The sequence below is a fragment of the Amycolatopsis sp. NPDC026612 genome, from assembly GCF_040638285.1.
Classification (GTDB): domain Bacteria; phylum Actinomycetota; class Actinomycetes; order Mycobacteriales; family Pseudonocardiaceae; genus Amycolatopsis.
Map to the genome: position 1 here is coordinate 21,688 of NZ_JBEZYB010000062.1, position 21,628 is coordinate 43,315.

Here is a 21,628-nt window from a genome sequence, read left to right on the forward strand (position 1 = left end):
GAAAGTCAGTCGTCGCCCGGCCAGTCGCCGGTGGCCTTGCGGTAGCCGACGGCACCGGCCCGCTCGGTCGCGGCCTTGACGGCACCGAAGATCGCCCCCTGCACCGCCGCCGCGATGATCACCTGCCGCCAGGTGTAGTCGCGGTCGGTGGCGCCGGGGGCGTCCTCTTCGCCGGCCACGCGGGTCCAGACCTGCTTGAACACCTGACCGGCCAGGACGCCGCCCAGCGCGCCCACCACCCAGCTCAGCGGCTTGTACAGGGTCTTGTTCACGGCTTCCTCCGGCGCAGGATCAGGCGGATCAGGATCAGCAGGCCCAGCACGCCGGCGAAGACCGGCACCGGGTTGGCGCGCACGGCGTCGGCGCCCTGGCGGAACTTGACCGCGGTCGGCTCGTTCGTCACGTCGGCGACCTTGGCGGTCGCCTGGTCGAGCTTCTCGTCGACGTTTTCCTTGACCCTGGTCTTCACGTCGAGCTTGTGCCCGAGCGCCTCCAGGGTTTCGGTCAGCTCTTCCCGGGTGGCGTCCCGGTCGAGCCGCGCCTCTTCGGGGTTCTTCGGGAAGTCCCCGCTCATGTCCGCACTCCCTGTTTCAGGGTGTCCACGTCTTCGCGGACGCCGCTGATCGCCTCTTCGGGTACCGGCGGCACCCCTTGCGTCACTTCCTTCTTCCCGACCAGCGCCGCGATCGCGGCGACCACGAACAGGGCGGCCGCGACGAGCACCGCCGCCAGCCAGCCGGGCACGACCAGCGCGAGCGCCAGCACGGCGGCCGCGACCAGTGTGCCGGCCCCGAGCAACGCGAACAGGCCCGCCGCACCGAACAACCCGGCGCCCAGGCCCATCTTCTTGCCCTTGCGCTGCAGTTCGAAGACCGCGAGCCGCATCTCGTCCCGGACGAGCCGCTTGACCTCGTCGGTCAGGTCCGTCACCAGTTCGCCGACCGAGCGGTCGGCCGCCGGTGTCTTGTTTGCCTCTTCGATCACCGAACACCTCCTTCGCCTGGTCGGCGGATACCCGGCCCCGGCGTGGGTCAACCACGGCGGGTTTGGCCGCGAAGGCACCGGGTAGCCGGAGTCTTCGACCACCGATCAGGAGGAGTGCATGGGCACGATCACCGAAGTCGTGGATGTGGAAGTCCCCGTTTCCACCGCTTACAACCAGTGGACGCAGTTCGAGGAATTCCCGCAGTTCATGGAGGGCGTCGAAGAGATCCGCCAGGTGGACGCCACCCACACCCACTGGGTGACGCGGTTCGGTGGCGTGACGCGCGAATTCGACGCGACGATCACCGAGCAGCACCCCGACGAGCGGGTCGCGTGGACGTCGGACTCCGGTCCGGACCACGCCGGCGTCATCACGTTCCACCGGCTCGACGACTCGCACACGCGGGTCACCGCGCAGATGGACATCGACCCGGAGGGCTTCGCCGAGAACGTCGCCGACAAGCTCGGCGTTCTCGACCGCCGGGTGAAGGGCGACCTCAAGCGGTTCAAGGAGTTCATCGAGCAGCGCGGCCGGGAGACCGGCAGCTGGCGCGGTGACGTGGACCGCCCGGGCCTGTAGCGCGCCCGAGTCACCCGTTCAGGGCGAGTGACACGGCGGGGCGGGTGGATCCCGCCCCGCCGTGTTTCGCGTCCGGGGGTGTCGGGTAGGCCGCACGCATGACGACCACGACGGCCGGGGTTCCGACCCTCGAACTGAACAACGGCGTGCGGATCCCGCAGGTCGGGTTCGGTGTCTTCCCGATCCCGCCCGAAGAGACCGCCGAGGCCGTGCGGACGGCCCTGGAAACCGGCTACCGCCACATCGACACGGCGCAGATGTACCGCAACGAGGCCGGTGTCGGCGCCGGGATCGCGGAGTCCGGCTGCGCGCGCGAAGACGTGTTCGTCACGACGAAGCTGGCGAACGACGCGCACGGGTACGACAACGCGATCACCGCGCTGGAAGGCAGCCTGCGCCGGTTCGGCTTCGACTACGTCGACCTCTACCTCATCCACTGGCCCTTGCCGCACAAGGACAACTACGTTCGCACGTGGCGGGGTTTCGAAGACATCCTGCGCGCGGGCAAGGCCCGCGCCATCGGCGTGTCGAACTTCCAGCCCGCCCACCTCGACCGGCTCGCCGAGGAGACCGGCACGGTGCCCGCGGTGAACCAGATCGAACTGCACCCGGCGTTGCAGCAGCCCGCGTTGCGCGAGTACCACCAGGAGCACGGCATCGCCACCGAGGCGTGGAGCCCCCTCGCCCGGGCCGGCGTCCTCGGCGACCCGGTGCTCACGCGGCTGGCGGAGAAGCACGGGCGGACGGCCGCGCAGGTGGTGCTGCGCTGGCACGTCCAGCTCGGGAACATCGTGTTCCCGAAGTCCTCGTCCCCCGAGCGGATGCGCCAGAACCTCGACGTGTTCGGCTTCGCGCTCGACGACGAGGAGATGGCCGAGATCGGCAGGCTCGACGAAGGCCGCCGCACCGGGGCGGACCCGGACACCTTCACCGGGTGACGACGGCGTTTCCCTGCGCGACCTGCCGGGTATTCCTCCCGCAAGGTCCCCCTGGAAGGAGCGTCCGGCATGACCACGAACGCGTACCTGTCGTTCCTCGCGATCGGCGTTGCGCTGGTCCTGGTAGACGGGCAGATCATCTACCGCAGCGGCCGCCGGTACCTGGAGAACTCCTACGGCGACCCGGCGGCGGGCGCTTCGATGACCCGCCTGGTCACGGTGCTGTTCCACCTCGCGACGCTGGGGGTGCTGGCGCTGATTTCGACCATCGACATGGGCGGCAGCGATCTGCCCGGCGTGGTGGGGCGGATCGGCGTGCTGCTGCTGATCCTCGCACTGGCCCACGCCATCACCCTCGGCGTCCTGGCCCGCATCCGCGGTGAACAGGAAGTCGAGGCGGTCGTCCAGCGCGGCGCCCGGCAGCGCATGGAGCCGGAGCAGCAGGGCCCGACGGTCACCCCGGTCACCCCGCCGCCGGGGCAGGACGGTCGGTATCCGGCGGCCGGCCCGGTGATGGAGAACCGGGCTCCGTACTCCGCGCCCTGACAGCGTCCGACACACACCGAGGGCGGCACTTTCACGTGAAAGTGCCGCCCTCGGTGTGTGTGTCACGCCTCGGCAGCGGGCAGATCCACTTCGGTGTGCCGCGAGGCGAGGGTCTTCGCCAGGTCGGCGAGCTTGACGTTGAGTTCCTGGGACGCGCGGCGCAGCACGTCGAAGGCCTCGTCGGCGGTGATGCCGCGGCGCTGCATGAGGATGCCCTTGGCCTGGCCGATGACGTCGCGGCTGTCGACCGCCCGGCGCAGGTGCGCCGCCTCCAGCTCGGCCGAGGCCACGGCTTCGGTGTGGGCCAGCGCCAGGGACGCGTGCGTCGCCAGCAGCAGCGCGATGTCGATCGCCCGGGCGTCGAACGCCCCCGGGGTGTGCGAGTAGATGTTGAGCGCGCCCGAAAGCCGGGGCGGGCGGGCGTCCGCGAGCAGGGCGGTGGCCAGCACCGAGTGGTAGCCGTGCCGCGCGGCGGCCGGGCCGAACGACGGCCAGCGCGGCTCGCGCCCCAGGTCCTGCGACCAGCCGACGGCCGGGCCGTCCGGGCGGGCCGACTCCACGCACGGGCCTTCGCCGTGGTCGTACTGCACCTGGTCGAGCCGCGCGGCGACCGGGTCCGTCTCGACCGGGGTGTGGAACGTGCCGTCGGCGTCGCGCAGGGTGACGCTGACCAGGTCGGCGCCCGGGACGAGCGCGCTCGCGGCACCGACGACGAGCTTGAGGACCCCGCCGGCGGTCGGCGTCACGTCGAGCAGGGTCCGGGTCAGATCGGCGAACTGCCGCGCCAGCGGACCCGGCGCCGGTTCACCGCCCTGCCCGAACCAGGCCCGTTCCCGGGCCCACTCCTCTTCCTCGACGCTCATGGATCCTCGCTGTCTTCACGGTGCTGTCTCACAGCGCTGTCTTCAGAGTGCTGTGGCGGACCTCCCATTCAACCCGATGCCGCAGTGCGCAGGGCCGCACGGGCCCGGTCGACGAACCCCGGTCCCGGCCACAGCTGGTCGGCCTGCGGCACCCGGTCGGCGAGGTCGGGGTGCGGGACCGTCGCCGCGGCGTCCCGGCTCTCGAGAACCTCCCGGCCCAGTTCGGCCTGCCGGTCGGCGTTGCAGGTGCGCCGGAGCTCGCGCACCGCTGCGGGCCCTTCCTCGCGGACGTGCCGCCGGACGGCCCGGATCAGCCCGCCCAGCAGACGCTCGAACCGGGTTTCCTGCGGCCCGAGACCTTCGAGCTGCCGCATCAGGCCGTCCGCCTCGGCGAGGTCGCCCTCGCCGTCGAGGTAGGGCTCTTCGGCCACGGCGTGCCGGACCAGCTCCGCGATCAGGTGGTCGGCGAGGTCCTTGCGGTTCTCCGGGCTGCCCTGGTCGAGTTCGATTTCGGTGCAGAGCCGGTCGAGCTCGCGGTGGTCGCCGTCGAGGACGGTCGTCAGGTCGGTGGCGGGCTGGTTGCCGTTCATGCACGCTCCTGGTCCGGGGTCGGGGACCGACACCGGATACCCGCTGCTCGCGCCCCGAATCCCGTGTCGGCCGCGCGCGGCCCGGGTACCCCAGAGGCGAACCCGGGCCCAGGGAGGACGAACCATGGCAGCGCCGTCGCCGGTGACCGAGCGTGAACGCAAGTACGAGATCGCCGCGGGCAGCGGCGTGCCCCGCCTGATCGGCGTCGGCGGCGTCGAAACCCAGGACGATCCCGTGGAGCACGTGCTCGACGCGTCCTACTACGACACCGAGACGTTCCGGTTGGCCCGCGGCGGCATCACGCTGCGGCGCCGCGTCGGCGGGCCCGACGCGGGCTGGCACCTCAAGCTGCCGGTGTCGGCGGACGAGCGGCAGGAACTGCAGCTCCCGCTGGGCGGCGATCCCCACAAGGTCCCCGGCCGGCTCCGGCGCCTGGTGCGGGCGTACACGCTGGGGGAGAAGCTGGTGCCGATCGCGCACCTGCGCACCGACCGGTTCGCCCACCGGCTCGCCGACGCCCGCGGCCGCACCGTCGCGACCCTCACCGACGACCACGTGACCGGCGAAGCCGGCGGCGCGACCGCGCGGCTCGACGAGTGGCGCGAACTGGAACTCGAGCTGGACCCCGCGACCGAGCCGGGGCGGCTCGAGGAGTTCGACCGTGCACTGGCCGCCGCCGGTGTCTCGGCGGCACCGTGGCCGTCGAAGCTGCGCCGTCTCATCGCGGACCGCGTTCCGGCAACGCCACGCGGCGGCAAGAAGCCGTCGGCGGGTGAAGTCGTGCTGGCGTCGCTGCGCGAGGACCACGGCCGGCTGCGCCGCGCGGACGTGGGCGTGCGGCTGGATGCCGACGACTCCGTGCACCAGCTGCGCGTCGCGATCCGGAAGCTGCGGAGCACGCTTCGCACCTTCGGTGCCGTTATCGACAAGAAGCAGACCGCCCCGATCGTGGCCGAGCTGCAGTGGCTCGGCCGCCGGCTTTCGCCGGTCCGGGACACCGAGGTCACCGAGGAGCGGCTCCACGAGCAGCTGGACGCCGTGCCCCCGGAGCTCGTGTTCGGGCCGCTGCGCCCGTTCCTCACCCGCTACTTCGCCCGTGAGGCCGAGGAAGGGCGGACCCGCGCGATGGCCGCGCTGACCGGCGAGCGTTACCTGCGGCTGCTGCGCGCCCTGGACGCCCTGCTCGAGGAACCGCCGTTGACCGCCCGGGCGCGCAAGCCCGCGAAGGCGGGCCTGCGCAAGCCGGTGCGGAAGGCCGCCGGGAAACTGCGCCGCGCCGAAGCCGCGGCTCGGGGCCTGGAGGGCGACGAGCTCGGCAAGGCGCTGCACGACGTCCGCAAGAAGGCGAAGCGGGCCCGCTACGCCGCCGACACCGTGAAGCCGGTGTACGGCCGGAAACTGCGGACGTGGCGCAAGAACGTCAAGGCCGTGCAGACCACCCTGGGCGAGCACCAGGACACGGTGGCCGCCCGGGAGGTCCTGCACCACCTCGCGATCGCCGGCCACGGCGAGGGGCAGAACACCTTCACGTTCGGGATGCTCCACGCCCGGGACGCCGGCCGGGCGGAACAGCTGCGTGAGACGTTCGCGAGCGAGTGGCGGCGGCTGCGGAAGGGCGACCGCCCCGGCTGGCTGCGATGAGCGGGGAGGCGGCCGCTGCGGCCGCCTCCTGACCTGGCCTTCGTGACCTGGCCTTCCGTGACCTAGCCTTCGCCGGTGAGCTTCCCGCGCAGCTGCTCCAGCGTCTGCGACAGCAGCCGGGAAACATGCATCTGGGAAATGCCGACGCGGTCGGCGATCTGGGTCTGCGTCAGCCCGCCGAAGAACCGCATCACGAGGATCGCGCGCTCCCGCTTCGGCAGTTCCTGCAGCAGCGGCTGGAGGGCCTCGTGGTTCTCGACCATGGCCATCTCGTGGTCCGGTTCCCCCATGGTGTCCGCGAGGGACAACGCCTCGGCGTCGTCGTGCACCGGCTTGTCGACCGACAGCGCCTGGTAGGCGTTGCCCGCGAGAAGACCTTCGCGGACTTCGTCGACGTCCAGGCTCAGGTGCTCGGCCAGCTCGGTCGGCGTCGGGGCGCGGCCCAGGCGCTGGGAGAGCACCGCCGAGCCCTGGCTCAGCGAGAGGTGCAGCTCCTTGAGCCGCCGCGGGACCCGGACGGACCAGCCGGTGTCGCGGAAGTGCCGCCGGACCTCGCCCATGATCGTGGGCACGGCGAAGGACAGGAAGTCGTGGCCCCGGGCGGGGTCGAACCGGTCGACGGCGTTGATCAGGCCGATCCGCGCCACCTGGACCAGGTCCTCCCGGGGCTCGCCGCGGCCGGAGAACCGGGTCGCGATGTGCTCGGCCAAGGGGAGCAGCTCGGTCACGAGCTTGCTGCGGACCACGTCCCGGCGGGGATCGTCGGCGTCGAGCTCGCCCAGTTCCTCGAACAGCGGTTCGCAGTGGGCATATTCGTCCGGGCGGTGGAGGAGGGTTTTCCGCTCGCTGCTCACGCGCTCGTTCCCGGGTTCAGCACCAGCTCGATCGTGACGATGCCCGCGCCTCCACCGGGAAGGACGTCGCAGTGCGCGGTCACCGACCGGCTCAGGGTGGTCAGGACGTGCCAGCCGAACGTGCGGTCGCTCGGCGGCCGCGGGTCGGTCGAGCGGGTCGAAACGACGACGTGCAGGCCGTCGGGGGCCAGGCGGAAGCGGCACTGCAGCTGCGAGCCGAGTTCGGCCAGCTGGACGAGCTGCGCACACGCCTCGTCGACGGCCATCTTGGCGTCGGCGATGGCGTCCAGCCCGAAGTCCGCGCGCGACACGACGCCGTGCGTGAGCATCCGGACCAGCGGGATCTGCTCCGCCATGGCGGGGAGCCGCAGCTCGACGAGTTCGTCGAGCAGCTCTTCGACGGTCGGCTTGCCGCCGAACGAGCTGCCGCTTCGAGTTTCTTCCATGCGTGAGGTACTACCCATCTGGGCGAATGCTGACACTTCGTGGTCGGGGATTTCGGGTTTGGTCACCGGCCCAGCGCCCGTTCGAGTTCCTTCTTGGTCATCGTCGAGCGGCCGTCGATGTTCCGTTTCTTCGCTTCGTTGTAGAGCTGCTCCTTCGTCGGGCCGCCCGGACCCTTGCGGTTGCCGGCGCGCTCACCCCCGCGCTGCTGCGGCGACTTGTCCTTCAGCGACGTCTTGCTGGCCTGCCGGGACTCGCCCGACTGCGCGCGGTTCTTGTTCACCGTCCGGGCCGCGATCTCCTTGGCCCGTTTCGTGCTCGCCCCGCGGTCCTCGGCCGAGTCCTTGATGTGCTCGTACTGGCGTTCACGCTTGCCACTCCACGACTGAGGCATGTCCGTCCGCTCCCTTCGTCTCACGCGACGAGTACCCGCTTGATCACGGGGTAAACGCCTCGGCCCGGCGGGTTACCGGGCGCGACTGGGGGTACGCGAAAAGGGGTATGCGAAGAGCCGAGCGAGAGGAGGGGCCGATGCGGATCGGCTACACCCTGATGACCGAGCAGGCGGGCCCGAACGATCTGGTCCGATTCGCCGCCGACGCGGAACGGGCCGGCTTCGACTTCGAGGTCATGAGCGACCACTACTCGCCGTGGCTGCACGAACAGGGCCACGCGCCGTACGCCTGGAGCGTGCTGGGCGCGGTCACGCAGGTGACCGAGCGCGCCGAGCTGATGACCTACGTGACGTGCCCGACGATGCGCTACCACCCGGCGGTCGTGGCGCAGAAGGCGGCGACCGTGCAGGCGCTCTCCGGCGGCCGGTTCACCCTCGGCCTCGGCGCGGGCGAGAACCTCAACGAGCACGTCGTCGGCCGCGGCTGGCCGCCGGCCAACGTCCGGCACGACATGCTCGCCGAGGCCGTGCAGATCATCGGCGGCCTGTTCGACGGCGGCTACTTCGACTACGAGGGCAAGCACTTCCGCGTCGATTCGGCGAAGCTGTGGGACCTGCCGGAGCGGCGGGTCCCGGTCGGCGTCGCGGTGTCCGGTTCGCAGTCGGTCCAGCGGTTCGCCCCGGTCGCCGACGTGATGATCGCCGTCGAGCCGAAGGCGGAGCTGTCCCAGGAGTGGGACGCGACGAAGCTCGGCGGCGCGCCGAGCCGCAAGGTGGGGCAGCTGCCGGTGTCGTGGGGCACCGACCGCGACGCCGCGATCCGGCGCGCGCACGAGCAGTTCCGGTGGTTCGCCGGCGGCTGGAAGGTCAACGCCGAGCTCCCGGGACCGGCCGGGTTCGCCGGCGCGACGCAGTTCGTCCGCGAGGACGATGTCGCCGGCTCGATCCCGTGCGGCCCGGACGTCGAGCCGATCGCCGAGGCGGTGCAGGAGTTCGCGAAGGCGGGCTTCACCGACGTGGCGCTGGTCCAGATCGGCGGTGACCAGCAGGACGGCTTCCTCGACTTCGCCGAGAAGGAGCTGCTCCCGGCGTTGCGCGGCTAGCGCCCGCGCGGCCCGGCGGTCAGGCCGGGGCGGTGGCGGGCCGTCGCTCGGACAGGGCGAGGCGCCGGTCCGCCCCGGTCACCCGCAGGGCCCGGCGGACCATCGGGTTCGTCCCGGTGACCACCAGCAGGTCGGTGCCGACCTGCCCGGCCTGCAGCGCCGAGTGCAGCAGCACCCGCAGGCCCGCCACCCCCAGGAAATCGACGTCGGACAGGTCGACCACCAGCCGCTCCGGCCTCGCCCACAGGCGGTCGGAGAGCAGGGTGGCCAGGTCGTCCGCCGTCGCGCTGTCGAGGTCGCCGCGCGCGGTCACCAGGACCGCGTGGGGAGCGGGCCACGCCGTGCGCAGCCGCAGGCCCGGGTGCCGGGCTCGGGGGAGGTTCATGCCGTTCGCCGCCGTTCTGGTGCGGCGCGGCCGCAGTGCCGCGCTCGGGGTTCGACGCGGCTGCTGGTTGAACCGTGTGCCGAGTCTAATCCGGCGTTCGCGGCTCGCAACCGACGTTGCTCCGAACGGGCGTGTGGGCCGCCACCGCGGCGCCCGCTCGTTCCCCGGTTGATCGGGATGCAGTAATCTCGCGTCGGACCCGTTAAAGCGCTAGCGGCCGACTACTGGCGCGCGCCCGGGTCCTCCCTGGTTCAGTGCGCCCTGAAGAACGATGGAGGGGCGTCACCAGGATGACGGGCGGCCACGAGCAGCTCACCGCGCGGCTGGGCGACGTCACGCTCGCGATGGACTCGCTGACCGCGATGCTGGACAGCGAGCTCGACCTCGGCCAGATGCTGCAGGCCGTGTGCCACCACGCCGTGCAGGTGGTGCCGGGGGCCGACATGGCGAGCATCACGCTGCTGCGCGACGGCGTGCCGGAGACGGTCGCCAGCACCGACCAGCGGGCGGTGAACTTCGACCGTGAGCAGTACCGGATCGGGGACGGGCCGTGCCTGCGCGCCGCCGAGACGGGAAAGCCGGTCCGCGTCGGCGTCGGTGCGGTCGGGGATCTGTGGCCGCAGTTCGCGTCGTCGGCCGAGCAGCTGGGCGTGGCCAGTTTCCTCGCCGCGCCGCTGACGGTGGACGAGGACATGGCCGGTGCGCTGAACCTGTTCGGATTCGGCGAGCACGGGTTCAGCGAGCTGGGCACGAAGATCCTCGAGCTGTACACGGCGACGGTGGTGTTCGGCCTGCGCAGCGCACGGCGGTACTTCGCGGCCCGGGAACTGGTCGACCAGCTCAACCGGGCGCTGGAGACCCGGGCGGTGATCGACCAGGCCAAGGGCATCCTCATGGCCGCGCACCGGATCACGGCGGAGGAAGCCTTCCGGCGGCTGGTGAAGCGGTCCCAGGACGGCAACCGCAAGCTCCACGAGGTGGCGGCGGAGTTCGTCGCGGCGGTGGCCACGACCGCGGTCTGAGCTAGGCGGGTACCTCGTCCGGGGGAGCGTCGGACTCGACGGCCGCCGGTCCGGACCGGTGCTTGCTGCGCTGGCACGTCGTGCAGACGAGGGTGCGGCCGAGCACCGTCCCGTCGTCGGCGACCACCTGGGCGACGTGCATCGTCGGAAAGCCGCAGACTTCGCAGGGCAGCGAGCCGTCCTCGCGGCTGATGCGGATCTGGGTGCCCATCCGGCCTCCTGCTGTGACGTGAGTCTCACCACCTTGCCCCGTCCGGCGCTGAAGCCCGCCGAATTCACTCGTTCGGCCCAGTGGCGACGATCTTCGGCGGCTCCTTCGGGCGACCCTGTGTCGCGCGGGGCGATCCGGGGTAATCCGCCGGCGAACGGTTCACCGGGGATTGCCGGAGGGAAGCGAAGATGCGGGACAAGCGCAACGATCTGCGGCCGGTGGCGGACCTCCTCGTCGACGGCGGGGACTCGCCGGAGCTGGCGCGCACACGCCGCAAGGCGGCGCTCGCCGTGGCGGCGCGGGCCAAGGACCCCGAGGACTGCGCGCGGCTGCTGGACATGCTGGGGCTGCACCGGACCGCCCACCGCAGCAGCGACGTCGCCTGACCGGCCGCGGGGCGAGGAGGACGACATGGCCCGACCGGTGTGGAGCGGCGCGCTGAGCCTGGGGCTGGTCACCGTGCCGGTGGAGCTGTACCCGGCGGTGGCGGACCACACGATCCACTTCCACCAGTTCGAACGCGGGACCGCCGACCGGGTCCGCAACCGCCGGGTCAACGAGCGGACCGGCGACGAGGTCGGCCGGGACGAGATCGTCAAGGGTTACGACCTCGGCGGCGGCGACCACGTGCTCGTCGAACCGGACGAGCTGGACGAAATCGCGCCCGAACGGTCGCGCCGGATCGACATCGAGCAGTTCGTCGAACTCGCCGAGATCGACCCGTGGTTCTTCGACAAGACGTACTGGCTCAAACCGGCGAAGGAGGACTTCGCCAAGGCGTACGGCCTGCTGCTGCAGGCGATGGACCGCAGCGAGAAGGCCGGCGTGGCGAAGTTCGTGTTGCGCGGCAAGGAATACCTCGCGGCGGTGCGCGCCGGCGAAGGCGTCATGGTGCTCAACACGCTGCACTTCGTCGCGGACCTGCGGAAGCCGAAGGACGTCATGGGCAAGCTGCCGCAGCTGCCGAAACCGCGGCCCAAGGAGCTCGACATGGCGCTCTCGCTGGTGGACGAGATGACCGCGCCGTGGCGGCCGGAGGACTACCGCGACGAGTACTCGAAACGCGTCGAAGAGCTGCTCAAGGCCAAGCAGGCCGGCCAGGAGATCACCCACGACGCGGAGCCGGAGCCGTCGGCCGACGTCGTCGACCTGTTCGAGGCGCTGTCGCGCAGCGTGAAGAACCGCAAGGGCGGCGGCACGGATTCCGGGAAGAAGGCCCCGAAGAAGACTGCCCCGAAGAGAACGGCGGCCAAGACACCCGCGAAGTCTTCGAAGAAGAAGGCATCCCGGTCCGATCCGACCGATCTCTCGAAGGCCGACCTGGACAAGCTGGCCCGCGAGCGGGGCGTCAAGGGGCGGTCGAAGATGACGCGCGCCGAGCTGGAGAAGGTGCTGAAGGCGTCGTGAGCGAAGCTCACCCGAGCAGCTTGGCCGCGGCCTTCAGGTCGGCGACGAAGGCCGCGTAGGCGTCGTCCCGGTCCGGGGCCCGCAGGACCGCCGACGGGTGGACCGTCGCCACCGCCGACGGCACCAGGTCGGCGACGTCCGCCGGCGGGTCCACCGGCTCGCCGCGGTGGGCGGTGAGGCGGAACTTCGGGCCCAGCAACGACTGCGCGGCCGTCGCGCCCAGCAGCAGCACCAGCTCCGGGCGCACCGCGCGCAGCTCCGCCAGCAGCCACGGGCGGCACGCGACCACCTCGGTGCGGCCCGGCTTCTGGTGGATCCGGCGCTTCCCGCGCTCGTCGCGCTTGAACTTGAAGTGCTTGACCGCGTTGGTGACGTACAACGATCGCCGGTCGAACCCCGCCTCCTCGAAGGCGCGGTCCAGCAGCTTCCCGGCCGGCCCGACGAACGGCTCGCCCGCGAGGTCCTCCTTGTCGCCCGGCTGCTCGCCGACGACGAGGACCTTCGCCCCGGCCGTCCCCTCGCCGAAGACGGTCTGCGTGGCGTCCTGGTACAGCGGGCACCCCCGGCACCCCGACGCCGCCGAGCGCAGGCGGTCCAGATCGGTGGTGTCCGGTGGCTCGGCACCGCGGGAATCCGGCATGTGCCCCGAAATTCCCCGGTCCTGCCACGGGTAAACCTGCCGGAGCCGGGTAGCCGTACCGCACCGGCCCAAGAACGGAAGGAGTTTCACGATGACCACCGCACGCGACATCATGACGTCGGACGCGACCTGCGCCCGGGAGTCCGACACCGTGCACGACGCCGCGGTCACGATGGCCCAGAAGGGCGTAGGGGCCCTGCCGATCTGCGGCGAGGACAACCGGCTCAAGGGCATGATCACCGACCGCGACATCGTGGTGAAGGTCCTGGCCGAGGGCAAGGACCCGCGAGCCGTCCACGTCGGCGAGCTCGCCCAGGGCGAGGTCGTGACGATCGGCGCGGACGACGACGCCCAGGAGGTCCTGCGCACCATGTCCGAGCACCGCGTCCGCCGGCTGCCGGTGATCGACGGGCACGACCTCGTCGGGATCGTCGCCCAGGCCGACGTGGCCAAGGCGCTGTCGAACCCGAGCGCCGGTGACCTGGTCGAGGCGCTGTCCTACGACTGAGTGCCCCCCGGACGAACGCAGGACGGCCGCCCCGGGCTTCCCGGGGCGGCCGTCCTGCGTGGTGAGTCCTGCGTGGTGCGCAGAAGGAATGGTTCAGGGGGCGTCGGTCGCCGGGGTGGCACCGTCCTCAGTGGACTCACGGACCGTGTCGGCGTGGGCGATGTGCCAGGCCACCAGCGCCCCCGCGCACACCGTGCCCCAGAGCACGAGCCCGGCGTCGCGGGCGAACAGGCCCACGATCAGCATCACCGCCGCTGTGACGTCGCAGAGCACCGGCAACAGGTTCCGGCGCCGGGGCGGGCGCAGCTTGCGGCCGCTGAAGGCGGCGGCGAACGCGGGATCGCTCGCTTGCAGTTCCGCCTCGATCGCGCGAAGGGTGTGGCGTTCTCGATCCGGGAGCATGGGTGGCCTCCTCGCCTCGGCTACCGGGGTGGATACCCGTTCGCCGCCCCTCCCAAGCGGAAAACTCAGTGGTTGTCGCGGGGGATTCCCTTGGTCGCCGCGATGCGCTGGTACGCCACGGCCGGGCGCAGCACCATGCCGTCGCAGAGCTGGTCGACCATCGACCGCTGGATCTCCTGCCACGGCGTCTGCGATCCGGGCACCGGGTAGCCGCCTGCCTTGGCCAGTTCCCGGTGGCGCAGCCGGAGTTCGTCGTCGGAGACGAGCACGTCGGCGGTGCCGGCGCCCAGGTCGATCCGGACCCGGTCGCCGGTCCGCAGCACGGCGAGGCCGCCGCCGGCCGCGGCTTCGGGGGAGGCGTTGAGGATCGACGGCGACCCGGAGGTGCCGGACTGGCGGCCGTCGCCGAGGCACGGCAGTTCGCGGATCCCCCGCTTGATGAGCGCCGCGGGCGGCCGCATGTTCACCACCTCGGCCGAGCCCGGGTAGCCGAGCGGGCCGGTGCCGCGCATCACCAGCAGCGAATGCTCGTCGACGCCGAGGTCCGGGTCGTCGATGCGGGCGTGGTAGTCCTCCGGGCCGTCGAACACGACCGCGGTGCCCTCGAACACCCCTCCGGCCAGGTAGCGCCGCCGGAACTCCGGCGAGATCACGCTGGACTTCATGATCGCCGCGTCGAAGAGGTTGCCCTTGAGCACCAGGAACCCGGCGTCGGGCACGAGCGCGGTCTCGAAGGTGCGGATGACGTCCCGGTCGCCGGCCTCGGCGTCGCGGCAGTTGTCGCCGAGCGTGCGGCCGTTGACCGTCGGCGCGTTCTCGTGGACCAGCCCGTGCCGCATCAGCTCGTGCACCACGGCCGGGACACCGCCCGCGCGGTGGAACTCCTCGCCGAGGTACTTGCCCGCCGGCTGCAGATCGACCAGCAGCGGCACGGCGTACCCGACCCGCTGCCAGTCGTCGAGGGGGAGGTCGACGCCGACGTGCCGGGCGATCGCGCCGAGGTGGATGGGGGCGTTGGTCGAGCCGCCGATCGCGGAGCTCACCACGATGGCGTTCTCGAAGGCTTCGCGCGTCAGGATGTCCGACGGCTTGAGGTCCTCGCGGACCAGCTCGACGATCCGCAGCCCGGTGCGGTAGGCCATCCGGGCCCGGTCGCGGTGCGGGGCCGGGATGGCCGCGCAGCCGGGCAGGCTCATCCCGAGCGCCTCGGCGAGCGCGTTCATCGTGGACGCCGTGCCCATCGTGTTGCAGTGCCCCGGCGACGGCGCGGACGAGGCGACGAGCTCCATGAACCCGGCGTCGTCGATCTCGCCGGCGGCGAGCAGTTCCCGCGCCTTCCAGATGATCGTGCCGGACCCGGTGCGCTCGCCGTCGTGCCAGCCGTTGAGCATCGGGCCGCCGGACAGCACGATGGCGGGGAGGTCGACGGTCGCGGCGGCCATCAGGCAGGCGGGGGTGGTCTTGTCGCAGCCGGTGGTGAGCACCACGCCGTCGATCGGGTAGCCGTAGAGCGTTTCCACCAGGCCGAGGTAGGCGAGGTTGCGGTCCAGCGCCGCGGTCGGGCGCTTGCCGGTCTCCTGGATCGGGTGCACGGGGAACTCGATCGCGATCCCGCCCGCCTCGCGGATGCCTTCCCGGGTCCGGTCCGCCAGCTGGAGGTGGTGGCGGTTGCAGGGGGTGAGATCGGAGCCGGTCTGCGCGATCCCGATGATCGGCTTGCCGGACTGCAGCTCCTCCCGCGTCAGGCCCCAGTTCATGTACCGCTCGAGGTAGAGCGCGGTCATGCCGGGGTCGGCGGGGTTGTTGAACCAAGCTTCGCTGCGCAGTCCCATACCGGCCAGTCTGGCAACGCCGGGCGCCGGACGCACCCCCGGCGTCCGTGAAGGCCACCCGCGCCGGTGGCCTTCACGGAGCCCGGTCAGCTGAGCCCGTTGAGGCCGATCACCCGGGAGTACCAGTGCGCGCTCTGCTTCGGGGTGCGCTGCTGGGTCGCGTAGTCGACGTGGACCAGGCCGAACCGCTTCGCGTACCCCTCAGCCCACTCGAAGTTGTCCAGCAGCGACCAGTAGAAGTACCCGCGCAGATCGACGCCCGCCTGGATGGCGTCGTGCGCCGCCCGCAGGTGGGAGTCGAGGAACGCGACGCGGTCGCTGTCGGCGATGTCGCCGCCGTCGGAGATGACGTCGGGATAGGCCGCACCGTTCTCGGTGATGTACAGCGGCAGCTGCCGGTAGCCGCGGTGCACCTGGAGCAGCGACTCGGTCAGCCCGGCCGGCTGGACCTCCCAGCCGGAGTCGGTGCGGGGTGCCGCCGGGTCCGGGACGAAGTGCACGTCGGCGGCGCCGACCCACTCCGGGCCCGCCGGCTCACTGCCGGCGATCGGGCGGCCCGCGACGCGGTAGTCGCGGTAGTAGTTCACGCCCAGCCAGTCGATGTGCGCGGCGATGACCGCGGCGTCGTCGTCGCGCACGACGGAGCCCAGCCCGAACGGCTCGAGGTCGGCGACCAGGTCGTCCGGGTAGCCGCCGCGCAGCACCGGGTCCAGGAACAGCCGGTTCTGCAGGCCGTCGATCCGCCGGGCCGCGGCGACGTCGGAGACGTCCGCCGGGTCGTGCGGAGCGACCGGGTACAGGTTCAGCGTGATGCCGGCCGGAGTGCCCGGAGCGTGCCGCCGGATGATGTCCATGGCCAGGCCGTGGCCCAGCAGCAGGTGGTGCGTGGCGGCGACGGCCGCGGGGTGGTCGTTGCGGCCCGGTGCGTGGATGCCGCCCGCGTAGCCGAGCATGGCCGCGCACCACGGCTCGTTGAGCGTCGACCAGCTGGCGACGCGGTCACCCAGCCGCTCGAGCACCGTCTCGGTGTACTCGGCGAACCGGTACGCCGTGTCCCGGTTCGTCCAGCCGCCCTGCTCCTCGAGCGTCTGCGGCAGGTCCCAGTGGTAGAGCGTCGCCCACGGCTGGATCCCGGATTCGAGCAGGCAGTCGACCAGCCGGTCGTAGAAGGCGAGCCCGGCGGTGTTGGGGGCGCCGCCGTCCGGCCGCACCCGGGGCCACGCCAGCGAGAAGCGGTAGGCGCCGAGGTTGAGGCGGCGCATCAGGCCGACGTCCTCGGAGTACCGGCGGTAGTGGTCGGCCGCCGGTTCGCCGTTGTCGCCGCCCCGGACCGCACCCGGGCGGCGGGCGAAGACGTCCCAGACCGAGTCGGTGCGCCCGTCGGCCGCGGTGGCCCCTTCCACCTGGAACGCCGCGGTGGCGGCGCCCCAGACGAAGCCAGGCGGGAACATCAACGCGGCGTCTTCCCGGACCTCTGTCGCCCGAACGCTGTCGGGTTGTACGGACATGTTCACCCTTTCACGGCACCTTGCATGATCCCGGCCACGATCTGGCGGCCGAGGAGGACGAAGACGATGAGGATGGGAATGGTGGCCAGGGTCGTGCCGGCCAGGACGAGCGAGTAGTCGACGTAGTAGCCGCTCTGCAGCTTTTCCAGGGCCACCTGGACAGTGGGGTTGCCGGCGTCCAGCACGACGAGCGGCCACAGGAAGTCGTTCCACGACATCATGAAGGTGAACATCGCGAGGATGGCCGCGGCCGGGCGCACCGCGGGCAGGCAGACGTTCCAGAAGATCCGGATCATGCTGCAGCCGTCGACGCGCGCGGCCTCGATCAGCTCGTACGGCAGAGCGTCCACTGTGTACTGCCGCATCCAGAACACGCCGAAGGCGGTGACCAGGTTGGGCACGATGACCGCCTGGAGGTGGCCGGCCCAGCCCAGTTCCGACATCGCGATGAACAGCGGGATGATGCCCAGCTGGGTGGGCACCGCCAGCGTCACCACGATGAACACGAACAGCCCGTTGCGGCCGCGGAACCGCAGCTTGGCGAACGCGAACCCGGCCAGCGACGAGAACAGCACCGTGGTCAGCGTGACCGTGCCGGACACGATGATGCTGTTGGCGAGGGCCTTCCAGAACGGCACGGTGTCGAACACCCGCGCCGCGTTGGCGAAGAAGTTCCCGCCCGGCACGAACGGCGGGATGCGCTCGGTGAGCATCCCGTTGTCCCGGCTGGCCACCAGGAACGACCAGTAGAACGGGAACAGCGAGCCGAGCACGAAGATCGCCAGCACGATGTAGGTCGCCTTGCGCGGCTTGCCGAGCGTGGCGACGCGCTTGCGCAGCCCGGCGTTGATGTCGCCGTGGAGTGCGGTCATTTCTTCTTCACCTTCACCGCCGGAGTGCGGGTCAGCTTGCCGGTGAGGAAGAAGTTCACCAGCGCGATCAGGATGATGATCAGGAACAGCACCCAGGCGATCGCCGAGGCGTAACCGAGGCTGTAGTTCTCGAACGCCGACTGGTACAGGTACAGCGTCACGGTCTGGAACTGGTTGCTGGAGCCGCCGTTGTTCGACCCCGGCATGGCGTCGAACAGCTTGGGCTCGGTGAAGATCTGCAGGCCGCCGATCGTCGAGGTGATCGTGACGAAGATCAGCGTCGGCTTCAGCAGGGGCAGCGTGACGTTGAAGAACCGCCGCCACATGCCGGCGCCGTCGATCAGCGCCGCTTCGTGCAGCTCCTTCGGGATCGCCTGCATCGCCGCCAGCACGATCAGGGCGTTGTACCCGGTCCAGCGCCAGTTCACCATGATCGCGATCGCGACGTGGCTGCCGAAGCGGCTGGCCTGCCAGTCGATCGGGTCCAGCCCGATGGTCTGCAGCACGCCGTTGATCAGCCCGTACTTGGGGCCGAACAGGTTGGCGAAGATGATCCCGATCGAGACCAGGCTGGCCGCGTAGGGCAGCAGGATGCCGACCCGCCAGCCCGTAGCGCCGCGCAGCCGGGCGCCGAGCAGCGCCGCCAGCATCATCGCGATGATGAGCTGCGGGACGCTGGAGAGCAGGAAGATGCTGATCGTGTTGGTCAGCGCGTTCCAGAACTGGCTGTCGCCGAACAGGTCCTTGTAGTTGTCGAGGCCGATGAAGTCGGGATTGTCGTCCCCGGCCTTCCACTTGAACAGCGAGACGTACGCGGTGTACAGCAGCGGGAAGAGCCCGACGATCCCGAAGACGATGAAGAACGGTGCGACGTAAAGGTACGGCGAGACCTTGACGTCCCACCGGCTCAGCCGGTGACGGAAGGTGGGCCGGGGAGACACTCGCTCCCCGGCCTTACTCCCTTCTGGCGCGATCTTGTCGATGACGGTCATCTGCTCAGCGCGTGATCTTCTTCGCGGCTTCGACCATCTGGGTCCAGGCGTCCGCCGCCGGCTTGCCCTGTTCGACCGCTTGCAGGGCCGGGCTCGCCGCGTTTTCCTGGATCTGGCCGTCGCCGGGGCCCTTGTACTGCGGCTTCTGCACCTTCTTGGCCTGCTCGGCGAACAGCTCGCCGACCTTCGCGTTGCCGAAGTAGGCGTTGGTCTCGCTCAGCAGGGCCGGGTCGGTCAGCGCCTTGACCTGGCTCGGGAAGTTGCCCTTCGCCTGGAACGCCTTGACCTGCTGCTCCGGGGCCGTCAGCCAGGCCGCGAGCTCGGCCGCTTCCTTCGGGTGCTTCGACTGCGTCGGCACGGTCAGGTACGAACCACCCCAGTTGCCGCCGCCGCCGGGGAAGGCCGCGGTGACGGCCCACTTGTTGGCGTTGTCCGGGCCGGCCTGCTCCTTGATCACGCCGAGCATCCACGAGGGGCACACCTTCGTGGCGAACGCGCCCTGCTTGAAGCCGGAGTTCCACTCGTTGCTGAAGGCGACGAGCTTGGCCGACTCGCCCTTGGCGACGGCGTCGGTGACCTTGGTCCAGGCGTCCTTGATGCCCTGGTTGCTCTCGAGGGCGAGCTTGTCATCGGTGTTGATGTAGCCCTCGGGGAGCTGGTTGACCATGGCGTTGAAGTTCTGCGAGGCCGAGTCGAACCAGGCCTTGTGGGTCTTGGCGGCGTAGTTCGCGCCGGCGGCGAAGTAGCTGTCCCAGGTGGCGAACAGCGACTTGACCTGCTCGGGGTCGGTCGGCAGGTCCGCGGCCTGGAACAGGTCCTTGCGGTAGCACATGGCCAGCGGCCCGATGTCGGTGCCGTAGCCGATGAGCTTGCCGTCCTTGGTCTTGGCGGCGTCGTACTTCCAGCCGAGCCAGCGGTCGGGGGAGGCGTCGGCCGGCCCGATCTTGCTCAGGTCGTTGAACTTCGAGCCCTTGTCCAGGACGTCGGACAGGTGGCCCTCCTCCACCGCGGCGACGTCGGCGAGACCCGAGCCGGCGGCCAGCTTCGTGATGAGGTCCTGGTGGTACGGGCCACCCTCACCGGTCTTGCGGGGGGTGATCTTGATGTTGGGGTGCAGCCGCTCGTACTCCGGGATGAGGGCCTCGTAGCCGAACTCGGTGAAGGTCGCCAGCGTCAGGTCGACGTGCTCGTTCGGAGCCGCCGCGGCCGGGGTCTGCTGGTCACCACCACCCCCGTTGCAGGCCGTGGCGCCGAGCGCCGTCATCGTGATGCCCAGTGCCAGGACCAGGCCGTTCCGGATCGTTCTCACGTGTCCAACCACCTTGTTGACGGGAATGAGCGCTCTCACTACTGGGAGCCGATCTGGGAGCGCTCCCAGGTGTGGCAGAGTCTGCTGGGGCCCTTCACCGGTGTCAAGAGGTCGTAACCGGAGTGTTTCCTGCGAGGAGCGCTCCCGGACGCCGACTTGCGTGAACGTTAAGCTGAGGCGGTCAGGGTGGTTGTGGGTGAGCGAGGGCGGTGCCGTGGGGCCTCGAGCAGGGGATGACGAACGGCCGACACTGGAGGACGTCGCGGCGTTCGCCGGCGTGTCGCGGTCGACGGCGTCACGCGCGTTGAACGACGACGCGTACGTCAGCGCGGCGGCGCGCGAGAAGGTGCACGCCGCGGCCCGCGACCTGGGCTATTCCCCCAACCAGGCGGCCCGGTCGCTGGTCACGCGCCGCACCGGGGCGATCGCGGTGGTGCTGTCGGAGCCGGAGGCCCGGCTGCTCGACGACCCGTACCGCACCGCCGTCATGCGGGCCGGCTACCGGGAGCTCGCCGACGTCGGCCGGCAGATGGTGCTGATCTTCAGCGACACCCGCGAGGACCTGAGCCGGACGGTCCGGTTCCTCGAAGGCGGCCACGTCGACGGCGCGCTGGTGTTCGCGCCGCACCGGGCCGACCCGCTGCCCAAGGCGCTGCGGCTGCTGCGCATCCCGATCGTGTTCGGCGGGCAGGCGGCCGGCATCCGGCGTGGCGTGCACGTCGTCGACTTCGACAACGAAGGCGGCGCCCGGCTGGCGGTCGAGCACCTGGTCGCGGCCGGGCGGCGGCGGATCGCCACGATCGCCGGCCCCCAGGACCAGAGTGCGCCGATCGACCGCCTCGCCGGCTGGCGCAAGACCCTCCTCGACGCCGGGCTCGACCCCGCCGACCTGGCCGAAGAGGCCGACTTCACGCTGTCCGGCGGAGCGAACGCGATGTCGAACCTGCTGGCTCGGCACAAGGACCTCGACGCGGTCTTCGTCGCCAGCGACATGATGGCGGTGGGCGCGCTGCGCACCCTGGACGCTGCGGGCCGCCGCATCCCGGACGACGTCGCCGTGGTCAGCTTCGACGACAACGCGACACTGGCCCCGGCCATGGACCCGCCCCTGACGTCGGTCCACCAGGACCCCCGCGAACAGGTCCACTGCATGGTCGAGACCCTGATGCAGCTGCTCGAGGACCACAACCTCAAGCCGCGCCAGCACGTCCTCCCGGTCTCCCTGGCGGTCCGCGCCTCCAGCTGAACCTTGTCGTCCGTCGAGTACGCGTGTCGTCCACCCGTGTACGCGTGACGTCCATCCGGATACGTGTTTCATCCAGTCGCGCCCATGAGGGCTGCCGTACCGGGATGGACGACACGCGTACCTGGATGGCCCAGACGTGTCCATGCCTCGATAGGCGGGAGCCTTCCTGTCCGAGATGCACTCGTTCGGCCCTAAACGGCGTTTCCTCGATACGCAACGTGATGGGTTGGTTGCGCTGAAAGGGTGACGTCCCCACCTTCGGTGGGGGCTGTTCAGGAGTGTTCAGTGGGGGCTTGTTCGCCGGGTGCGTAGGTGTGACGTCCGGGACGGGAGTGTCCTTCTGACTCGATTCTTTA

The 21,628-nt window shown here is 70.8% G+C and carries 27 protein-coding genes; 10 read left to right on the top strand and 17 right to left on the bottom strand.

The annotated features are described in order from the left end of the window. Nucleotides 1–5: 5 nt before the first annotated feature. Genes AB0F15_RS34865 through AB0F15_RS34875 form a run of 3 tightly spaced genes read right to left on the bottom strand, consistent with a single transcriptional unit; the run spans nucleotide 6 to nucleotide 984 of the window. On the bottom strand, nucleotides 6–272 hold the full coding sequence (locus AB0F15_RS34865) for a DUF4235 domain-containing protein (protein WP_360279952.1): 267 nt from the start codon (nucleotides 270–272) through the stop codon (nucleotides 6–8). Then, nucleotides 269–574, bottom strand: a complete 306-nt coding sequence (locus tag AB0F15_RS34870; RefSeq protein WP_360279955.1) for a DUF3618 domain-containing protein — start codon at nucleotides 572–574, stop codon at nucleotides 269–271. Before AB0F15_RS34870 ends, AB0F15_RS34865 begins: the two co-directional genes overlap by 4 nt. Beyond that, nucleotides 571–984 carry a phage holin family protein gene (locus AB0F15_RS34875; protein WP_360279957.1) on the bottom strand — a complete coding sequence of 138 codons (414 nt, stop codon included), beginning with the start codon at nucleotides 982–984 and terminating at the stop codon, nucleotides 571–573. The genes AB0F15_RS34870 and AB0F15_RS34875 overlap by 4 nt, the downstream gene beginning before the upstream one ends. Before the next feature lie 118 nt (nucleotides 985–1,102). Here AB0F15_RS34875 and AB0F15_RS34880 point away from each other — a divergent pair, with 118 nt between their 5' ends. The 3 genes from AB0F15_RS34880 to AB0F15_RS34890 all read left to right on the top strand — a co-directional run bounded on the left by AB0F15_RS34880 (nucleotide 1,103) and on the right by AB0F15_RS34890 (nucleotide 3,048). Next, the gene (locus AB0F15_RS34880) at nucleotides 1,103–1,564 is read left to right on the top strand and encodes an SRPBCC family protein (protein WP_360279959.1); all 462 of its coding nucleotides are present in this window, start codon (nucleotides 1,103–1,105) and stop codon (nucleotides 1,562–1,564) included. A 98-nt stretch (nucleotides 1,565–1,662) separates the two neighbouring features. Next, a complete protein-coding gene (locus AB0F15_RS34885; RefSeq protein WP_360279962.1) occupies nucleotides 1,663–2,502 on the top strand; it encodes an aldo/keto reductase in 840 nt (279 codons plus the stop codon). A 69-nt stretch (nucleotides 2,503–2,571) separates the two neighbouring features. Then, entirely contained in the window at nucleotides 2,572–3,048 is a 477-nt protein-coding gene (locus AB0F15_RS34890) for a hypothetical protein (protein WP_360279965.1), read from the top strand. Between the two features lie 62 nt (nucleotides 3,049–3,110). Here AB0F15_RS34890 and AB0F15_RS34895 read toward each other — a convergent pair whose 3' ends face one another. Continuing rightward, nucleotides 3,111–3,911 carry a GAF and ANTAR domain-containing protein gene (locus AB0F15_RS34895; protein WP_360279968.1) on the bottom strand — a complete coding sequence of 267 codons (801 nt, stop codon included), beginning with the start codon at nucleotides 3,909–3,911 and terminating at the stop codon, nucleotides 3,111–3,113. A gap of 68 nt (nucleotides 3,912–3,979) precedes the next feature. Further along, nucleotides 3,980–4,501 (bottom strand): hemerythrin domain-containing protein, encoded by a 522-nt coding sequence (locus AB0F15_RS34900; protein WP_360279971.1) that lies wholly within the window; start codon nucleotides 4,499–4,501, stop codon nucleotides 3,980–3,982. Between the two features lie 124 nt (nucleotides 4,502–4,625). On the opposite strand from AB0F15_RS34900, the gene AB0F15_RS34905 reads away from it, so the two are divergent. Next, the gene (locus AB0F15_RS34905) at nucleotides 4,626–6,143 is read left to right on the top strand and encodes a CYTH and CHAD domain-containing protein (protein WP_360279973.1); all 1,518 of its coding nucleotides are present in this window, start codon (nucleotides 4,626–4,628) and stop codon (nucleotides 6,141–6,143) included. A 62-nt stretch (nucleotides 6,144–6,205) separates the two neighbouring features. Here AB0F15_RS34905 and AB0F15_RS34910 read toward each other — a convergent pair whose 3' ends face one another. From AB0F15_RS34910 to AB0F15_RS34920, 3 genes are all read right to left on the bottom strand, one after another. Beyond that, entirely contained in the window at nucleotides 6,206–6,997 is a 792-nt protein-coding gene (locus AB0F15_RS34910; RefSeq protein ID WP_360279976.1) for a SigB/SigF/SigG family RNA polymerase sigma factor, read from the bottom strand. Beyond that, a complete protein-coding gene (locus tag AB0F15_RS34915) occupies nucleotides 6,994–7,443 on the bottom strand; it encodes an ATP-binding protein (protein WP_360279978.1) in 450 nt (149 codons plus the stop codon). Before AB0F15_RS34915 ends, AB0F15_RS34910 begins: the two co-directional genes overlap by 4 nt. A 62-nt stretch (nucleotides 7,444–7,505) precedes the next feature. Then, a complete protein-coding gene (locus AB0F15_RS34920; RefSeq protein ID WP_360279980.1) occupies nucleotides 7,506–7,835 on the bottom strand; it encodes a plasmid stabilization protein in 330 nt (109 codons plus the stop codon). A gap of 137 nt (nucleotides 7,836–7,972) precedes the next feature. Here AB0F15_RS34920 and AB0F15_RS34925 point away from each other — a divergent pair, with 137 nt between their 5' ends. Further along, nucleotides 7,973–8,938: a TIGR03557 family F420-dependent LLM class oxidoreductase gene (locus AB0F15_RS34925; RefSeq protein ID WP_360279983.1), complete on the top strand. Its 966-nt coding sequence runs from the start codon at nucleotides 7,973–7,975 to the stop codon at nucleotides 8,936–8,938. A gap of 19 nt (nucleotides 8,939–8,957) precedes the next feature. On the opposite strand, the gene AB0F15_RS34930 is transcribed toward AB0F15_RS34925, so the two are convergent. Further along, the gene (locus AB0F15_RS34930; protein WP_360279986.1) at nucleotides 8,958–9,323 is read right to left on the bottom strand and encodes an STAS domain-containing protein; all 366 of its coding nucleotides are present in this window, start codon (nucleotides 9,321–9,323) and stop codon (nucleotides 8,958–8,960) included. A 290-nt stretch (nucleotides 9,324–9,613) separates the two neighbouring features. On the opposite strand from AB0F15_RS34930, the gene AB0F15_RS34935 reads away from it, so the two are divergent. After that, the gene (locus AB0F15_RS34935) at nucleotides 9,614–10,345 is read left to right on the top strand and encodes a GAF and ANTAR domain-containing protein (protein ID WP_360279989.1); all 732 of its coding nucleotides are present in this window, start codon (nucleotides 9,614–9,616) and stop codon (nucleotides 10,343–10,345) included. Nucleotide 10,346: 1 nt separating this feature from the next. On the opposite strand, the gene AB0F15_RS34940 is transcribed toward AB0F15_RS34935, so the two are convergent. Then, nucleotides 10,347–10,556, bottom strand: a complete 210-nt coding sequence (locus tag AB0F15_RS34940) for a hypothetical protein (RefSeq protein WP_360279992.1) — start codon at nucleotides 10,554–10,556, stop codon at nucleotides 10,347–10,349. Between the two features lie 188 nt (nucleotides 10,557–10,744). Here AB0F15_RS34940 and AB0F15_RS34945 point away from each other — a divergent pair, with 188 nt between their 5' ends. Both AB0F15_RS34945 and AB0F15_RS34950 read left to right on the top strand, forming a co-directional pair. After that, on the top strand, nucleotides 10,745–10,942 hold the full coding sequence (locus AB0F15_RS34945; protein ID WP_360279995.1) for a hypothetical protein: 198 nt from the start codon (nucleotides 10,745–10,747) through the stop codon (nucleotides 10,940–10,942). A 25-nt stretch (nucleotides 10,943–10,967) separates the two neighbouring features. Beyond that, entirely contained in the window at nucleotides 10,968–11,963 is a 996-nt protein-coding gene (locus AB0F15_RS34950; protein WP_360279998.1) for a Ku protein, read from the top strand. 7 nt (nucleotides 11,964–11,970) lie between these two features. On the opposite strand, the gene AB0F15_RS34955 is transcribed toward AB0F15_RS34950, so the two are convergent. Beyond that, a complete protein-coding gene (locus AB0F15_RS34955) occupies nucleotides 11,971–12,603 on the bottom strand; it encodes a UdgX family uracil-DNA binding protein (protein WP_360280001.1) in 633 nt (210 codons plus the stop codon). Nucleotides 12,604–12,694: 91 nt separating this feature from the next. Between AB0F15_RS34955 and AB0F15_RS34960 the strand changes: the two genes are divergently transcribed. Then, the gene (locus tag AB0F15_RS34960; protein ID WP_360280004.1) at nucleotides 12,695–13,111 is read left to right on the top strand and encodes a CBS domain-containing protein; all 417 of its coding nucleotides are present in this window, start codon (nucleotides 12,695–12,697) and stop codon (nucleotides 13,109–13,111) included. A 93-nt stretch (nucleotides 13,112–13,204) separates the two neighbouring features. Here AB0F15_RS34960 and AB0F15_RS34965 read toward each other — a convergent pair whose 3' ends face one another. The 6 genes from AB0F15_RS34965 to AB0F15_RS34990 all read right to left on the bottom strand — a co-directional run bounded on the left by AB0F15_RS34965 (nucleotide 13,205) and on the right by AB0F15_RS34990 (nucleotide 20,026). After that, nucleotides 13,205–13,513, bottom strand: coding sequence for a DUF3040 domain-containing protein (locus AB0F15_RS34965; RefSeq protein ID WP_360280007.1), 309 nt, complete (start codon nucleotides 13,511–13,513; stop codon nucleotides 13,205–13,207). A 65-nt stretch (nucleotides 13,514–13,578) separates the two neighbouring features. Continuing rightward, a complete protein-coding gene (locus AB0F15_RS34970) occupies nucleotides 13,579–15,345 on the bottom strand; it encodes an IlvD/Edd family dehydratase (protein WP_360280010.1) in 1,767 nt (588 codons plus the stop codon). A gap of 86 nt (nucleotides 15,346–15,431) precedes the next feature. Next, on the bottom strand, nucleotides 15,432–16,853 hold the full coding sequence (locus AB0F15_RS34975) for a GH1 family beta-glucosidase (protein ID WP_360280013.1): 1,422 nt from the start codon (nucleotides 16,851–16,853) through the stop codon (nucleotides 15,432–15,434). A 2-nt stretch (nucleotides 16,854–16,855) separates the two neighbouring features. Then, entirely contained in the window at nucleotides 16,856–17,725 is an 870-nt protein-coding gene (locus tag AB0F15_RS34980) for a carbohydrate ABC transporter permease (protein ID WP_360280016.1), read from the bottom strand. Next, nucleotides 17,722–18,717, bottom strand: a complete 996-nt coding sequence (locus AB0F15_RS34985) for a sugar ABC transporter permease (RefSeq protein ID WP_360280019.1) — start codon at nucleotides 18,715–18,717, stop codon at nucleotides 17,722–17,724. Before AB0F15_RS34985 ends, AB0F15_RS34980 begins: the two co-directional genes overlap by 4 nt. A 4-nt stretch (nucleotides 18,718–18,721) precedes the next feature. Continuing rightward, the gene (locus AB0F15_RS34990; protein WP_360280021.1) at nucleotides 18,722–20,026 is read right to left on the bottom strand and encodes an extracellular solute-binding protein; all 1,305 of its coding nucleotides are present in this window, start codon (nucleotides 20,024–20,026) and stop codon (nucleotides 18,722–18,724) included. Nucleotides 20,027–20,276: 250 nt separating this feature from the next. Here AB0F15_RS34990 and AB0F15_RS34995 point away from each other — a divergent pair, with 250 nt between their 5' ends. After that, nucleotides 20,277–21,272 (top strand): LacI family DNA-binding transcriptional regulator, encoded by a 996-nt coding sequence (locus tag AB0F15_RS34995; protein ID WP_360280031.1) that lies wholly within the window; start codon nucleotides 20,277–20,279, stop codon nucleotides 21,270–21,272. Nucleotides 21,273–21,628: the final 356 nt, after the last annotated feature.

Excerpts from the sequence above, each read along its gene's own strand:
- AB0F15_RS34930 (WP_360279986.1), bottom strand. The coding sequence starts at position 9,323 with ATGAACCTCCCCCGAGCCCGGCACCCGGGCCTGCGGCTGCGCACGGCG.
- AB0F15_RS34885 (WP_360279962.1), top strand. The coding sequence starts at position 1,663 with ATGACGACCACGACGGCCGGGGTTCCGACCCTCGAACTGAACAACGGC.
- AB0F15_RS34915 (WP_360279978.1), bottom strand. The coding sequence starts at position 7,443 with ATGGAAGAAACTCGAAGCGGCAGCTCGTTCGGCGGCAAGCCGACCGTC.
- AB0F15_RS34870 (WP_360279955.1), bottom strand. The coding sequence starts at position 574 with ATGAGCGGGGACTTCCCGAAGAACCCCGAAGAGGCGCGGCTCGACCGG.
- AB0F15_RS34925 (WP_360279983.1), top strand. The coding sequence starts at position 7,973 with ATGCGGATCGGCTACACCCTGATGACCGAGCAGGCGGGCCCGAACGAT.
- AB0F15_RS34905 (WP_360279973.1), top strand. The coding sequence starts at position 4,626 with ATGGCAGCGCCGTCGCCGGTGACCGAGCGTGAACGCAAGTACGAGATC.
- AB0F15_RS34980 (WP_360280016.1), bottom strand. The coding sequence starts at position 17,725 with ATGACCGCACTCCACGGCGACATCAACGCCGGGCTGCGCAAGCGCGTC.
- AB0F15_RS34895 (WP_360279968.1), bottom strand. The coding sequence starts at position 3,911 with ATGAGCGTCGAGGAAGAGGAGTGGGCCCGGGAACGGGCCTGGTTCGGG.
- AB0F15_RS34950 (WP_360279998.1), top strand. The coding sequence starts at position 10,968 with ATGGCCCGACCGGTGTGGAGCGGCGCGCTGAGCCTGGGGCTGGTCACC.
- AB0F15_RS34965 (WP_360280007.1), bottom strand. The coding sequence starts at position 13,513 with ATGCTCCCGGATCGAGAACGCCACACCCTTCGCGCGATCGAGGCGGAA.
- AB0F15_RS34970 (WP_360280010.1), bottom strand. The coding sequence starts at position 15,345 with ATGGGACTGCGCAGCGAAGCTTGGTTCAACAACCCCGCCGACCCCGGC.
- AB0F15_RS34985 (WP_360280019.1), bottom strand. The coding sequence starts at position 18,717 with ATGACCGTCATCGACAAGATCGCGCCAGAAGGGAGTAAGGCCGGGGAG.
- AB0F15_RS34880 (WP_360279959.1), top strand. The coding sequence starts at position 1,103 with ATGGGCACGATCACCGAAGTCGTGGATGTGGAAGTCCCCGTTTCCACC.
- AB0F15_RS34940 (WP_360279992.1), bottom strand. The coding sequence starts at position 10,556 with ATGGGCACCCAGATCCGCATCAGCCGCGAGGACGGCTCGCTGCCCTGC.
- AB0F15_RS34945 (WP_360279995.1), top strand. The coding sequence starts at position 10,745 with ATGCGGGACAAGCGCAACGATCTGCGGCCGGTGGCGGACCTCCTCGTC.
- AB0F15_RS34935 (WP_360279989.1), top strand. The coding sequence starts at position 9,614 with ATGACGGGCGGCCACGAGCAGCTCACCGCGCGGCTGGGCGACGTCACG.
- AB0F15_RS34955 (WP_360280001.1), bottom strand. The coding sequence starts at position 12,603 with ATGCCGGATTCCCGCGGTGCCGAGCCACCGGACACCACCGATCTGGAC.
- AB0F15_RS34960 (WP_360280004.1), top strand. The coding sequence starts at position 12,695 with ATGACCACCGCACGCGACATCATGACGTCGGACGCGACCTGCGCCCGG.
- AB0F15_RS34975 (WP_360280013.1), bottom strand. The coding sequence starts at position 16,853 with ATGTCCGTACAACCCGACAGCGTTCGGGCGACAGAGGTCCGGGAAGAC.
- AB0F15_RS34890 (WP_360279965.1), top strand. The coding sequence starts at position 2,572 with ATGACCACGAACGCGTACCTGTCGTTCCTCGCGATCGGCGTTGCGCTG.
- AB0F15_RS34920 (WP_360279980.1), bottom strand. The coding sequence starts at position 7,835 with ATGCCTCAGTCGTGGAGTGGCAAGCGTGAACGCCAGTACGAGCACATC.
- AB0F15_RS34900 (WP_360279971.1), bottom strand. The coding sequence starts at position 4,501 with ATGAACGGCAACCAGCCCGCCACCGACCTGACGACCGTCCTCGACGGC.